General features: G+C 45.8%; 11 protein-coding genes. 8 read left to right on the top strand and 3 right to left on the bottom strand.

All coding sequences use genetic code 11. The features are described 5' to 3' along the window. Positions 1-44 precede the first annotated feature (44 nt). A complete protein-coding gene (locus NSQ38_RS26755) occupies positions 45-1,061 on the top strand; it encodes a LacI family DNA-binding transcriptional regulator (protein ID WP_339784921.1) in 1,017 nt (338 codons plus the stop codon). Positions 1,062-1,359: 298 nt separating this feature from the next. Here NSQ38_RS26755 and NSQ38_RS26750 read toward each other — a convergent pair whose 3' ends face one another. Beyond that, the gene (locus NSQ38_RS26750; protein WP_091032697.1) at positions 1,360-2,424 is read right to left on the bottom strand and encodes a phosphodiester glycosidase family protein; all 1,065 of its coding nucleotides are present in this window, start codon (positions 2,422-2,424) and stop codon (positions 1,360-1,362) included. Beyond that, the gene (locus NSQ38_RS26745) at positions 2,421-2,831 is read right to left on the bottom strand and encodes a uroporphyrinogen-III C-methyltransferase (RefSeq protein ID WP_017689578.1); all 411 of its coding nucleotides are present in this window, start codon (positions 2,829-2,831) and stop codon (positions 2,421-2,423) included. The genes NSQ38_RS26750 and NSQ38_RS26745 overlap by 4 nt, the downstream gene beginning before the upstream one ends. Positions 2,832-3,270: 439 nt before the next feature. On the opposite strand from NSQ38_RS26745, the gene NSQ38_RS26740 reads away from it, so the two are divergent. The 3 genes from NSQ38_RS26740 to NSQ38_RS26730 all read left to right on the top strand — a co-directional run bounded on the left by NSQ38_RS26740 (position 3,271) and on the right by NSQ38_RS26730 (position 6,105). Continuing rightward, a complete protein-coding gene (locus tag NSQ38_RS26740; protein ID WP_338593040.1) occupies positions 3,271-3,927 on the top strand; it encodes a response regulator transcription factor in 657 nt (218 codons plus the stop codon). A gap of 136 nt (positions 3,928-4,063) precedes the next feature. Beyond that, the gene (locus tag NSQ38_RS26735) at positions 4,064-5,287 is read left to right on the top strand and encodes a PLP-dependent aminotransferase family protein (protein WP_338593042.1); all 1,224 of its coding nucleotides are present in this window, start codon (positions 4,064-4,066) and stop codon (positions 5,285-5,287) included. A 191-nt stretch (positions 5,288-5,478) separates the two neighbouring features. Further along, on the top strand, positions 5,479-6,105 hold the full coding sequence (locus NSQ38_RS26730; protein ID WP_074094326.1) for an FMN-dependent NADH-azoreductase: 627 nt from the start codon (positions 5,479-5,481) through the stop codon (positions 6,103-6,105). A 110-nt stretch (positions 6,106-6,215) separates the two neighbouring features. Here NSQ38_RS26730 and NSQ38_RS26725 read toward each other — a convergent pair whose 3' ends face one another. Beyond that, positions 6,216-7,061 (bottom strand): DUF2161 family putative PD-(D/E)XK-type phosphodiesterase, encoded by an 846-nt coding sequence (locus tag NSQ38_RS26725; protein WP_339784919.1) that lies wholly within the window; start codon positions 7,059-7,061, stop codon positions 6,216-6,218. Between the two features lie 361 nt (positions 7,062-7,422). Between NSQ38_RS26725 and NSQ38_RS26720 the strand changes: the two genes are divergently transcribed. From NSQ38_RS26720 to NSQ38_RS26705, 4 genes are all read left to right on the top strand, one after another. Beyond that, entirely contained in the window at positions 7,423-9,318 is a 1,896-nt protein-coding gene (locus NSQ38_RS26720; RefSeq protein WP_036610009.1) for a PrkA family serine protein kinase, read from the top strand. Positions 9,319-9,562: 244 nt separating this feature from the next. Next, entirely contained in the window at positions 9,563-10,570 is a 1,008-nt protein-coding gene (locus tag NSQ38_RS26715; protein WP_047842288.1) for a globin-coupled sensor protein, read from the top strand. Between the two features lie 128 nt (positions 10,571-10,698). After that, complete coding sequence (locus tag NSQ38_RS26710; RefSeq protein WP_338593054.1) at positions 10,699-11,703, top strand: LacI family DNA-binding transcriptional regulator; 1,005 nt, start codon at positions 10,699-10,701, stop codon at positions 11,701-11,703. Between the two features lie 273 nt (positions 11,704-11,976). Continuing rightward, positions 11,977-14,799 (top strand): endo-1,4-beta-xylanase, encoded by a 2,823-nt coding sequence (locus NSQ38_RS26705; RefSeq protein WP_339784916.1) that lies wholly within the window; start codon positions 11,977-11,979, stop codon positions 14,797-14,799. The last annotated feature ends 195 nt before the right edge of the window (positions 14,800-14,994 follow it).

Raw genomic sequence — 14,994 nt, 5'->3', positions numbered from 1 at the left:
TTTGTTATGAAAGGCCTGATAAACATAACAGGGGAGCGAAGAATGTGGTCAGTATCAAGGATATCGCCAAACAGGCGGGAGTTTCCATCTCTACTGTGTCATATGCGCTGAATGGCAGCAACAAAGTGACCGATGAGACGAGTTCCAAAATTTTGGCCATTGCCAAAGAACTGAACTATGTTCCAAATGCCGCAGCAAGAACACTGAAGAAGAGGGAATCCAAAATTCTAGGTGTATTCTTGACCGATTTTAGAGGAGATGTGTACGGAGACTTGCTGAGTGGCATGAAAGCCGTATGTAATGCTCAAGGTTATGACCTGATCGTGTGCAGTGGTAAACAATCCCATCGCATGCTTCCAGAGAGAATGATTGATGGTGCGATCATTCTGGATCATACGTTTGCAAGTGAGGAACTAATGCAGTATGCCGATCGTGGGCACAAAATCGTTGTATTGGACCGTGAGATGGATCATCCCAACATTAATCAGGTTCTGCTGGATAACAAAGCCGGGGCGACACTTGCGATGGAACATCTGATTGAACAGGGACATAAGAAAATCTACGTGGTGACCGGACCGGAAGGTTCGTTTGACTCTGTGCAGCGGTTAAAGGCTGTGAGACAGGTTGCTGAACGTGAAGCCGATGTGGAATGGATTGAGATTACGGGAGATTTTGAAAAGAGTGGTGGAGAACAAGCCGCAGATCAGATTGTGCAGGTGTATGATGGACCCACAGCGGTATTCTGCCTCAATGATGAGATGGCTATTGGCTTGTGTGATCGTCTGGCAGACAGTACACTTGGCGTTGGTCAGGAGATTGACGTCATCGGATTCGACAATATTGAATTGAGCAAGTACGTCCAGCCGAGATTGGCAAGCATTGATTATTCCAAACGCAAGTGGGGATCACTCGCTGCTGAACAATTGATCAAAATTATTGCTGGAGAACCCGTCGATCATGAACGAATTTATGTGACATTAGTTGAGGGTGGGTCGGTGAGTGGGCCTATTCCATCTGATTCGGTTATATCTATGCGGAATGACCGGGCGGTTAGCTATTGATCCCGAATACAGCAAGAGACAAGGCTTAGAAGAATTGAATCATTCTTTTAAGCCTTGTCTCTTGCTATTTCGAGGATGAAGCAATAGAAAAAGCCTCTCCGGAGAGAGGCTTGGCCTTTACAAGCCTTTTGTTTTGTCATTGTTGTAGGATGAAGTGAGAATGCCTGTAATGAAGAGAGTCAATACGATTGCAATAATCCAGAATGTCAGTGAAAATGACATACCCTTCGCACCTCCTGCACAAGCTCATTTTCTTCTATTATAACCATTATAGGTAGAAAAGAAATGCTTCACCCTATTATTTGTAAAATAAAAAGTGTGTGGGCACCGGTCTGAGGCTGCCATCTGAAGGGTTATTAACGACCCGATTATTCAGAATAAGCGAGGATGATCCACCGCCATCCAGATTATAGGCGTCGATCACCCCAAGCTTGTACAACCGCCCTTGCAACTCTTCAAGGGTAGCACCGGAACTTCCGCCCTCATTATATCCGTCAACTACAATAATCAATAACTGATCATCCTTATAATTGCCAATGACTGTACGTGGTGCTCGTTTGGGTGATACTTTCCATTTGTCGGGAATTGCGGTTTTACGTCCATTCTGTAGCAGCACGGGTACAAACGTAGCCCCAAATTGTGGTTGCAGGCGATCCAGTGAGTTTTTGTCGAAGAACTTGCCTCCAACCAGTTTGCCGGCATCGTTAAGTCCTACAAAAAACAGATCTTTGAAACTGGCCTGGAAACCGTTCACGTATTTCCCATCCATGACGGTTGTGCTAAGTGGATAACGTTTGCCGCCACTGTCAGCAAATCCACCTGCGTTGATCCCGGCAATTGCGCCGTTACGCTTCACAGCCTGCATGGTCGTCTCAGAACGCCCAGGCTCACTGTCTAGAGCCATCTGCATGGCCGTAGGGTCTTTTAGCTTGATCTTCATGGCATAGCCCTTATAGCTGCCAGGATTCACTCTGTACATTTCAATCGTTAGCCGGTCACTGTCTACCCGTTCAAATGGAACGCCAAGCTTGGATGAAATCCGTTTGTTGTAGATCGTTTCCGGACGATCCGCTTGGGCGGAAGCCTTCTGCACAAGTGTAGACATCGTACTTGTTGTTTTATTATAGAGCTGTGTCGTTCTTTTAATAGAAGAAGAAGTCTGGACAGCAGCATCTTTTGCCCCCGCAAGCTCTTGGCTAATTGCTTGGGTCCGGGGTGTAATCGTATCCTCTGACAGTTCGGTAGGCATCAAACCTCCGGGTTCAAGTGGGGGACGAAGCAGCAGCAGGCATAATATCAATCCAACAAAAGGAGCGAGTGCAAGCATAAAAAAACGATTAACCTGTTTGACGGGTGTAATCATTTGAGCAGGTCCATCTTTTTCTGGAGTGTCTCCAGTTGTTTTTTGACTTCGCTCAGCTGGGTATACAGTTTGTTGCTGTTATCCGTTTTGTCACTTGCATTATCCTTGGTGAAAGTCAGCAATTCATTGAAGGATTGAACCTGTCCCTGCAGGTCTTCTACTTCCTTGGATATCGTTGTTAGCTGATTTTCGTAGTCGGTTTTTAGCGCTGCAATCTGCTGCTGATTATGGGCTTGAAGCTGGTTAATCATCTGTTGTTGGAGATGGTTACTATAATAGTAGGTTCCAACGACTCCTAGTGCAATGAGGACAATCCACATTACCAGAAACAGCTTGATTGAAGATCCAGCCTTGCCTTTGGCGCTCCGGGTGTGATGGATGTCAGAGGACGGGGCAGATGGTTTCATATCATCACTCCTGGTCATTTATAGGTACAAAAAAATTTCCAGTCCTCATTCTATCATGCCCCTATTGATTACGCAAAAATGAAATTCTTTACTTAATAGAGTAAAAAGAGATTGCATCGGAAGGAAGTCCTAGGATACAATTTCTTATAGATGCAATAAGTAGGAACTTTGGGCAGGTTTTTCGACTTTTTTAGATAGAAATGCAGGAAATTTATACTATATTTTGACCTTTCCGGGGATGGGAAGAGGGACGTCATGGTGTTTTTATAACAAAATACAGTGAAAATAGAGCTTTTTTATCGGCTTCCTCCTGTATTTTTCTGTTTTTCGACATAATCCGACCTATGCTTCTTCTATACTCGGACTGTCGCATAGACAATGGAATTATCATGACAGAAGCTAGAAGTTATTTGTCCAATACATAACAGGGGGAACAACAATGAAAAAAGTATGGCAGGTGGTCATCATAGATATCCACCCCACCAGCATGCTCGGTACAAAATTGATTTTGGAAGAGCAGCAAGATCTGACGGTACGTGGCATGACTTCGACCGGAACAGAAGGGCTCGAACTGGTGAATATTCACCAGCCTGATCTGATTCTTATGGATTATCGTCTTCCGGAGGGTCAGGCAGATCAATATATTGCCCAGATGAAGAATCTGTCAGCTCACAGTCACATCATCATTTTGACGGATGAAGACAATGTGAAGTTGTTTCGTCATCTGATGAGTCTTGGTGCAAGCGGCATGTTATCCAAACAGGCTTCCCCTAGCCAGCTGATTCATCTGATCTCTGGGTTACGTGAGGGCCATGTGTCCATTCCATTGTCGTGGTTAAACAGTGCGGAGTGGGCGCAACCTGTGGAGTCTCCGACAGAAGCACGTGTCATTGAATTAACAGAAACCGAAACTTTTATCATGGAAAGAATTGTTCAGGGTGTAACCTATGATAAAATAGCGAATGAGATCAACGTTAGCAGACGTTCCATTGATAATTACCTGCGTAAAATATACGTGAAGCTGGAAGTCAGCAGTAGAGCACAGGCCATTGAACGTTATGCCTTGCATGCAAGACAAGTGAAGACGGGATCCTGACGAAACAGGTTTGTTCTTCCCATGATCACAACAGTTCGGTATGCATCCGGTCATATTCGATGGCGCGCAGGAATAGGTTGTAGGGCTGCGGACTGCGAGTACAGTTTCGGAATAGGGACGAAAGGGGAACGGATCGATGAAATATTTCTTTGCTTCCCGTACCAACAGGCTTTTGTCATCACCACTGAGGGATATACGTGAGATGTCTGGCAGGGATTATTTCATTTCTCTGGCAGAAGAATTGCCTGCGGAGGAGTTGTTTCCTTTCAAATTGTTGGAAGAAGCAGCCGTGTCTGTCTTTAGTTCAGGCCCCTCCGCACTGCAATATGGAGAGCCAGCAGGCTATACGCCCCTAAGAGAGTGGTTGAACAAAGACTGGAATGCACGCAAAGGCATACGAACGGTACCCGAGCAGATTCTGTTGACCACTGGTACCCAGCAGGCCATCGATCTGGTGATGCGTCTATTACTTGAGCCCGGAGATTCTGTACTGGTTGAACATCCCACATCTCCAGGCTGTCTTGAGGTTCTGGAGATGCAAGGAGCCAAGATTGTGCCCGTAATGGGTGATCGGGACGGCATATTGCCAGACCTTTTGGAGCAACACATGCAGCAGGTTAGACCGAAGCTGCTTTTTGCTGCACCCAGTTTCTCGAATCCGACCGGTGCTTTGTGGAGTATGGAACGGCGGGAGGCTGTCCTTGAGCTGTGTTCGCGCTATGGTGTACTGCTTGTGGAAGATGATTCTTATGGAGAGCTCCATTTCGATGGCCTTGAGCCAACGGAATTCTATCGTAAATATCCTTCACTCTTTGCACTGGATACTGCCGATCAGGGTGGACATGTTCTCTACATTGGTTCATTTAGCAAAACGGTAGCGCCCGCTCTTCGAACCGGATGGGCCGCTGGACATCCTGCGCTGATTCAGGCAATGGCCTCGGTTAAACGGATTGCAGATGGTCAGTCCAGTCCGATGAATCAGCGGCTGTTATATCAACTGCTTGCCCATTCCCCTTTTCGTTGGAGTGATCACCTATCCATGTTGAATCGGGAGTATAAGACAAGACTCAAACTGATGCTTGAACTGTTGAAAAGACCGGGCTGGAAAGGGTGTCAGTACAATATCCCTGAGGGCGGAATGTATCTGTGGGTACAGTTGCCGGAAGGATTAGATAGTGGCGCTCTGCTTAAGGCGGCTTTGCCCAAAGGTGTATCTTTTCTTCCTGGATCACTATGCTCCACAGGTGTACAGGATCAACGTTACATTCGATTGAACTTTAGCCATCCGGGCCGTGATGAATTGCTGCTCGGCATGAACCTGATCAGTGAAGCCATTTCCGAATTTACGGCTCGTAGCTAAGTCAGATCAAAATTAGATTTTGTAGCAAAAATTAAAATTGGTTCATGACCAAAGTGATTACGTTATTGCATCCACTAACATTTTTATATATAATATGAATTAATGAGTTGTTGGTTTCTTTATATAAGCTACAATGGTGGCCAGTTCAGAAAAAGCACTCATATATTTTATCTAACGGGGGAAAATTCAACATGTCTAATATTTTATTTGTTAAAGCAAATGACCGTCCTGCAGATCAAGCAGTCAGCGTTAAATTGTACGATGCATTCTTGAGCGCATACAAAGAGTCCCACCCAGGTGACACAGTTACTGAGTTGGATCTCTACAATACAGAATTCCCATTCTATGGTAACACTGCTATCACAGGTACTTACAAAGCAGCTAACGGTTTTGAACTGACAGCTGACGAGCAAAAAGCAGCTTCACTTGCAGCACAATTGCAAGATCAATTCCTGGCAGCTGACAAAGTTGTATTTGCATTCCCACTGTGGAACTTCACTGTTCCAGCTCCATTGGTAAACTACATTGCTTACCTGAGCCAAGCTGGTAAAACATTCAAATACACTGCTGAAGGTCCTGTAGGACTTGCTGGCGACAAAAAAGTAGCTTTGCTTAACGCACGTGGTGGCGTTTATTCCGAAGGCCCAATGGCAGCTGCTGAAATGTCCCTGAACTTCCTGAAAACAGTTATCGGCTTGTGGGGCATTCAAAACCCTGAAGTGGTTATCGTTGAAGGACATAACGCTTCTGCAGATCGTGCTGAAGAAATCGTTACTGCAGGTCTGAAATTGGCTTCCGAAGTAGCAGTAAAATTCTAATAACACTCTTCTATATAAAACACATCAAAACACCTGTAGTCTCCAGTGGAGATTACAGGTGTTTTTTGCATTCTCATTTTTTTCACATCCGTTACTTCAGATGATTCGGTTCAGATCTTGCCTGTATTTTTTAAGTAAAACTCCGCTGCTTCAGCAATGTGTGCAAGGTCGTCGTTATTTTCACCAGATACAGAATACGTTACATCAAGTTCATTAATGGTTCGTTCAATCATATCATTATCCTCAAGCATGTGTGCATGCTCGGTTAACGCCTGTACTCCCTTAATCGTCAAAATATACTTTCCACGAGAGAGGCGTTCAAACCAGCCATAATAATTTTTTTGCAGAATCGCTGCGGCAGAACCTACGCCTGTCTGTCTGGCAAGGTTGGCCGGAGAGGCTTCTCCGTTCGTCCGTAGAGCGGATGCGACACGCAAAGCCTTCTCACGATATGCTGTGACCAGCTGTCTTCGTGTGCTGCCTCCCGTATTGTAGTCTCCGCTGCGTTCATCGAATTCCTTGAGCAATCGTTTCCGCCGAACACCGCTTTTACGGGCAACCTGATTGCGGCCAGTGAGGGGGATCAGGGCAGAGGGCTCGCACAATACATCAATCAGGGGGGCTTTGGTTTTGTAAAATGTGACAGTCAGCAGCCCTAGACCAAGTTGTCTGCATAGTGCAGTCAGTTCGCTCCAGCGTTGGTTCACGGCTCCACGTTTGCTGCGATTGCGCTCGACGGCCAGATACACGAACGGGCTAAGCTTCAAGCGCTGCATGCCCTGCAGCAACAGGGAGAGGTTAAATGTTTTTTTCATTTCCACAATGAGTGGTTCGTCCTGGTCTGATCTGACTCCGACGAGGTCACAATGTCTGACTTCCGCCTTGACGTCGAAGCCACGCTGCTCGAAGAAAGCCTTCACAGGTGAATATAATTCGGTTTCGTATTTCACTGCCATCGTCCGTGCTCCTTTCCAGAAGTGGCCTGTCTCTGACCATGTGTTGTCCGGTTTCCTGAATTTAGAACCCTCATTATATCATATTCGTTCTTTTTTTTCTGAAGGCACAAGATGTCTGATAGAACAGGGAAAAGCCAAAATTCGAAGCGGTTGATTGAAAAAAAGAGGTCAACTTATCCGAATTGCCGCATAGGTATGTAATACACTTTTCACAACAAAACAAGACGTTTGGACAGAGGGTGGCGGGACTACACAGGACCGCAAGATTGGTATTCAAGCAGGAGCCGCAATTCTATTGATTTCTTCATACCATTCGGAATGGTTGACAATCACACTAAAGGAGCCATGGGAGGTACCAAGCATGAATATTTTTGAACGCGTTGCGGAACATCGGGCAGAGAGTGACCGTTTGACATGGAACGGAACATTTGAAGATTATATTGCACTGCTGAGAGAGGACCCGACTCCGGCAATGACGGCTCACGCCAGAGTGTATGAGATGATTGAATCGTTTGGCGTGGAAGAAGTAGGTGGGCATAAGCGGTACAAGTTTTTTGAACAGGAGATCTTTGGACTGGATCGATCGATTGAAAAGCTGGTTGAAGAATACTTCCACTCGGCAGCACGTCGTCTGGATGTACGTAAGCGGATCTTGCTCCTGATGGGTCCTGTAAGTGGAGGGAAATCGACGCTGGTGACACTGCTGAAGCGGGGGCTTGAACAGTTCTCGCGGACAGAGAAAGGTGCCATATACGCCATTGATGGATGCCCGATGCATGAGGAACCGCTGCATCTGATTCCACTGGAGCTTCGCCCTGAAGTGGAAAAGGAAATTGGAGTCCGCATTGAGGGTAACCTTTGCCCATCCTGCCAGATGAGACTGCGTACCGAATATGGTGGTGATATCAGCAAGGTGCCGGTGGAACGGGTCATTGTTTCCGAAGATAATCGGGTGGGGATAGGAACATTCAGTCCATCCGATCCGAAATCACAGGATATTGCCGATCTGACGGGTAGTATCGACTTCTCCACCATTACCGAGTTTGGTTCCGAATCCGATCCACGTGCCTATCGTTTTGATGGGGAGTTGAACAAGGCGAACCGTGGGTTAATGGAGTTCCAGGAGATGTTGAAATGTGATGAGAAATTTTTATGGAATCTCCTGTCGCTCACGCAGGAAGGGAACTTCAAAGCAGGACGCTTCGCCTTAATCAGTGCGGATGAGATGATTGTGGCGCATACGAATGAATCGGAGTATAAGTCTTTTATCTCCAACAAGAAGAATGAGGCACTGCAATCCCGGATGATTGTCATGCCGATTCCGTACAATCTGAAAGTGTCCGAGGAAGAGAAAATCTATGCCAAGCTCATTCAGCAAAGTGACATGAAGCATGTTCATATTGCACCGCATGCACTGCGGACTGCAGCCATTTTTTCCATACTTACCCGCTTGAAGGAAACGAAAAAACAAGGCATGGATCTCGTTAAAAAGATGCGCATGTATGATGGTGAAGAAGTGGAAGGATACAAAGAAGCCGATCTGCGCGAGATGCAAAATGAGTATTTGGATGAAGGGATGTCCGGCATTGATCCACGGTATGTCATTAACCGGATCTCCAGTGCTTTGATCAAGCAAAATCTTCAGTGCATTAACGCGTTGGACATTCTGCGGGCCATCAAGGACGGTCTGGACCAACATGCTTCGATCACAAAGGAAGAGCGGGAGCGTTATCTGAACTTTATTGCTCTTGCACGCAAGGAGTATGATGAACTGGCCAAGAAGGAAGTACAGAAAGCATTTGTGTACTCATTCGAGGAATCCGCAAGAACGCTATTCGAGAATTACCTCGATAACATTGAAGCATTCTGCAACTGGTCCAAGATTCGTGACCCGCTCACGGATGAAGAGATGGACCCGGATGAGCGTCTGATGCGATCCATTGAGGAGCAGATCGGGATCTCCGAGAATGCAAAGAAAGCGTTCAGAGAAGAGATTCTGATCCGAATCTCGGCATACTCCCGCAAGGAGCGCAAGTTCGAATACAGCAGCCATGACCGTTTGCGTGAAGCGATTGAGAAGAAGTTGTTCACCGATCTGAAAGACATCGTCAAGATCACAACCTCAACCAAAACACCGGATGCAACCCAATTGAAACGTATGAATGAAGTCATTAAACGCTTAATTGAGGAACATGGATACACCGCAGCCAGCGCGAATGAACTGTTACGTTATGTGGGCAGTCTGCTTAACCGCTAATCGGCAACGAACCATTCCGGATCAGGCTCCTGATGCCTGTTGTGAGGCTCCTTCACAGCAGGGTCAGGGCCTTTTTAATTACATGAAGGTCATATTAATCTAAAAAAGCTGACAAATAAGGTTAATTTTAAAGAGAATTAGTTCTAATGGTATATGTATATTTAGGTATTTTAGTCTATAATCAATACATATATTTACAATTTAAAGTAATTTAGTGTTTATTAAGGAGCTGACTGAACCAGATATGAGCAGTATTTCCGCAACAAGACAGAAGCAACTTGATTACATGGGATTAACCGCAGGGGATCTAAAACTGCTTGCCGATCATCGGCCTGTTTTTAAAAAAGTCGTTAATGAAGTGGTAGATCATTTCTACAATCATGTGGGAAATTATCCTGAATTGGTAGATCTGATCGCAAGATTCTCTACCATTGATCGTCTAAAAGAAACACAGAAGATGTACTGGTTATCAATGACTGACGGAATAGTGGATGACGCATATATTGAGCAACGGATTGCGATTGGACTTGTGCATTCACGGATTGGTCTGTCTGAAGATTATTATCTGGGTACCTATATGGTCTACCTGGATATTGCAACGAGCATATTCCAACAGGTTATCCCTGATTCCTGGCATCTTGTCATTCAAGCGCTCAGCAAAATGTTTAATCTGGATTCACAGCTTGTCCTTGAAGCCTATGAGAAGAAAGAAAAAGAAAAGTTACATCAGCTTGCCGATGACCAACAACATACGTTACAGGCGATTACGCAGATTACCCAAGAGCTTACAGGCATGATTAGTGAATTAAATGAGAGTGCAATGGCTATATCGAGTGTAGCCAAAGAAACAGCGGCTTCTCAGGATCAGGCTCAAGTTCTGCTCACGGAATTAACAGGGGAGATCCAGCAGATCGGAAAAATGGGTGAACTCATTCGGGAGATATCGGATCAGAGTCATCTTGTCGGTCTGAATGCAGCGATTGAAGCTGCTCATGCAGGAGAGTTCGGACGTGGCTTCGAAGTGGTTGCCAGTGAGGTGCGCAAGCTTGCAGCCAGTTCTCGGGACGCCCAGGGTAAAATTCAGTCTAATCTGGAGCAGATCATGAAGAAACTGAGCAGTGTGCAGCAGGAGTCAGATCATACCTCTCGCGGAGCACGTAGCCAAGCTTCACGCTCGGCTGAACTCGCTGTATTTGCAACAACAATGGAGAAACTGTCTCTGGATTTGAAGAATCTGGAACAGCAGGAATAGAGCTTAAAAGCATTAGGAACCTTCCATACCGTTTCAGGCTGTTTTAAGCTATAATGGGTAGACAAACCTGCCGATGTTATAGAAAAGCAGCCGGAGACAGGGGATTTGAAAGAGGTTGAGGTGATCAGATGGCTTCTATCCATGATGTAGCCAAGGAAGCGGGAGTATCTGTTGCAACCGTTTCCAAAGTGATAAACGATTATCCTGATGTAAGTGAAAAAACACGCAAAAAAGTCAATATAGCCATCGAATTATTGAAATATCAACCCAATGTGGTCGCACGTGGACTTGTCAAACGCCGTTCATGGACGGTGGGAGTGCTGTTAACGGTTCCGTTTACGAACCCTTTTGTGTCGGAGTTGCTGGAAGGGATCAAAACAGCGCTGGAGAACAGTGGATATGATCTGGTCCGGTTGTCTACTCGATTCGATGATCCGGCGTACTCGTTCATCAAACATTGCCGCAGTCGTAATGTGGATGGCGTTGTGGTATTCGGGGAAGGCAGAGAAAACGCGAGTATTCAGGAACTGGTGGATGCAGAGATTCCAACGATGTTTATCGACACGGATATGTTGGGCAAGCGTGCCGGTTACATTACTACGGATAACGCGAACGGGATCTCAATGAGTGTCAAACATCTGTATGAGCTAGGACATCGCAAGATTGCTTATATCTCAGGGACGTTAGGACCTGCCGTAGCTAATCTGCGATTGGAAGGATATCGGGAAGGGCTGCGAGAATGCGGCATCCCGTATTCTACGGTATATCTGGAAGTCTGCGATTATTCCTTCGACGGAGGAAGCAAGGCTGCCCGACGATTGCTGGCACTTCAGGATCAACCAACGGGAATTGTCTGTGCATCAGACATGTCTGCTTTTGGTGCGATTCATGAAATTGAAAAGCATGGATTGAGTGTACCAGAAGATATCTCGGTTGTCGGGTTCGATAACACGTATTATGCTGAGGTATTCAAACCGGGGTTGACCACGGTGAATCAGAATATCTATTCCATTGGCATTAAGTCCATCGAATATCTGATTGCCATGATCGAGAATCCATCTTATTCTCCTCCTGTGGTGACGGAACCTTCCAATCTGGTCATTCGTCAGACGACAGCACCCTTAAAAGCCTAAAAACGTAAATAGTAAAGATGTTTACACGAAGCACAGCTAATAAGCTGTGCTTTTTGTCGTTCTATATCTCATTTGGAAACATATGGTTTATGGAGTGGTGCAAGTCCTATAGTTTAACGGGTAAACAAAGTTTACTGGCAATCGTATAATGAAAGTGCTTACAATTTTCTGTCCATTAGCATCTATCCATCCTGTATAACGATCTTGTAAAGGGCTGGCACATGGCAGAGTAAAGGTTATTCTTCACAAACAACGAACCAAGGAGGAGATCGGATGCATTTGAGAAAATGGTGGAGCTTGTGCTTATCGGCTGTATTGATCTTCAGTTTGTTCCCAAGTGTGGGAACAGGAGGGACACGTGCTGCGGCTGCGGACGTTAAGACTGGCGAGGATGAAGTACTGTTCGAGGCTAATTTTGAAGATGGTGTGTTGGGACAATGGCGTCCACGTGCGAGTGAAAAGCTTGATATCGTAACGCAAGTAGGTCACGACAGTACACGCAGCCTGAGAACCTCTTCCCGTACCGAAACGTTTCATGGACCCTTAATTGAAGTAATAGACCATGTAGAGAAGGGCAGCACGGTTCATATTTCGTTTTGGGCCATGTACGATGAAGGACCGGACAGTCAGGTCATTAACGGTTCACTGGAGAAAGAGTACAATAACGACGCTTCAAGTCGAGAATATGCTACGTTTGCCTCTGCAACGCTGAACAAAGGACAGTGGAAAAAAATCGAGGCAGATGTGGTGATCCCTGGAGAAAATAGCGGCATCACCGGATTCCGCATGTATGCAGAGACACCTTGGAAGACGTCAGCGGAAGTGACGCCGGCGGATACGATTACTTTTTACGTGGATGATGTTCTGATTACGGAAGCCGAAAAAATTGAAATAGAGCCGAACATTCCGAATCTCGTGGATGTTGTGGGACAACACTATGCAATGGGAGCGGCTATCGACCAGTCTGCACTGGATGCGGAAGATCCGCATTCCCAGCTGTTGACGAAACATTTTAATAGTATTACAGCTGGAAACTTTATGAAAATGGATGCGATGCAACCTCAGGAAGGACAGTTTGTCTGGTCAGAGACAGATCGCCTGGTGAAGTTTGCCGAAGCAAATGACATGGAAATCAGAGGTCATACGCTGTTATGGCATAGTCAGGTGCCGGACTGGTTCTTTACAGATCCAAATGATGCATCGAAACCTGCCACGCGGGAACAGTTGCTTGCACGGATGAAAACCCATATTCAAACCATCGTGACCCGGTACAAAGGAAAGGTTCATACATGGGATGTCGTCAATGAAGTCATCTCAGACGGAGGCGGCTTGCGGAATGAGGCCAGTAATTCCAAGTGGAGAGATATTATTGGGGATGTGGATGGCGACGGAGATGACAGTGATTACATTGAGCTGGCTTTCCGATATGCACGTGAGGCTGACCCTGATGCTGTACTGGTGATTAATGACTATGGAATGGAGGGCAATGGAAACAAGGTGAATGATATGGTGAAGCTTGTAGAGAAGCTGCTTGCCAAAGGAACACCGATTGATGCGGTTGGATTCCAGATGCATGTATCCATGTACGGACCGGATGTAAAGCTTATTCGTGAGGCTTTTGAGAAAGTGATCGCTCTTGGTGTGAATGTACAGGTTACAGAGCTGGACGTTTCGATCTATTCGAGTAATTCTGAACTGGAGATGCCTGTCACAGATGAATTAATGCTGCAACAAGCTTACCGTTATCGTGAACTGTTCGACCTGTTCGACGAGCTGGGAAAACGCGGCGTAATGGACAGTGTTACAGTATGGGGACTTGCGGATGATGGTACATGGCTTGATAATCATCCAGTCAAAGGACGCAAAGATGCACCATTGTTATTTGATCGTAAATTAAAAGCAAAACCGGCATTTTGGGCACTGGTGGACCCTACCACCCTTCCGATCTATCGTAATGAATGGACAGCATTGAAGGCCAGCCCTTCTTTCCCGAATCACAAAGGACAGGAAGATATTCTTTGGGGTGCTGTGAAAGGACTTGAAATTAATCATCTGGCAGATGGTACATCTGCGGTTACGGGTGAGGCTCGTATGATGTGGGATGCCAAAAAGGTGAATTTACGAGTGGAAGTGAAGGATACCACACGTCGCAAAGGGGATCAGGTGCAGGTTTTCCTCGCGGAAGAAGTCAAGGGGACAGGCGCTGCAACTTCTGAAGCTGATCTGTCTGCCAAGAAGAAAAATCCGCCGTCTGCAAATGGTCAATATACGTTCAAACGGGACGGCGGTAAAGGCCAAGACAAAAATACTTACAACGTACAGGAAACAAAAACCGGGTATGTTGTATACGCATCACTTCCTATGTCAGCTACTTTACTTACCGAAGGCCAGGTCTTGTCTCTGGATTTTCGGATTACGGATGAATATGCTGCTGGAAAGACAGCGACCATCGTTTGGAATGATATTTCCAATCAACAGCCCGACAAACCAGCCAACCGGGGCAAACTGAAGCTGGGTTCTGTATTGAAACAAACCAAAGTCACTTATGGCAAACCTGTAATTGATGCGAAAAAGGATAACATCTGGAAAAACGCTGCATCTGTTAAAACGGATGTCTGGGTGGTCGGAAACTCCGGTGCAACGGCAACGGCACAGCTGTTATGGGATGAGAAATTCCTGTACGTATTGGCAGATGTGAAAGATCCTTTGCGAAGCAAATTAAGTTCTAATGCACATGAGCAGGATTCGATCGAGATTTTTATCGACCCGAGCAAAGATCAGACAACATTCTATCAGGAGGATGACGCCCAGTACCGGGTCAATTTTGATAATGAGGCTTCTTTTGGAGGAAATGCACGTAAAGAAAGCTTCAAATCAGCTACCCGATTAACAAGCGGAGGGTATACAGTTGAAGTGGCAATCCCACTAGATAGCGTTCGTGCTGAAGGCCAAAGATGGATTGGATTCGATCTGCAAGTTAATGATGATGGTGCGGGGGATGGCAAGCGAAGCAGTGTGTCCATCTGGAGCGATTCATCAGGTAATTCTTATCAAGATACTTCCGGTTTTGGCAGTCTGTTACTGACTCGCAAATAGAATATTCAGTTGTGAATTAGAATATGAGAATGTTAGCTATTCGACATCGTATATCTGGAAATAAGTGTTGATTTTAAATGCTGGGACGTTTAGACTATATACATTCAAATAAACGGGTTCCAATGTATGACAACGGCTTCAACTAAGTCTGTGGTCACGAGTCAAATGATGCGGAGGGAGTGCCTGTCATCCAGA

The organism is Paenibacillus sp. FSL R7-0313, from assembly GCF_037969885.1.
Lineage (GTDB): Bacteria > Bacillota > Bacilli > Paenibacillales > Paenibacillaceae > Paenibacillus.
The sequence above is the reverse complement of the archived record's forward strand: the minus strand, read 5'-3'. Positions and strand labels throughout refer to the sequence as shown.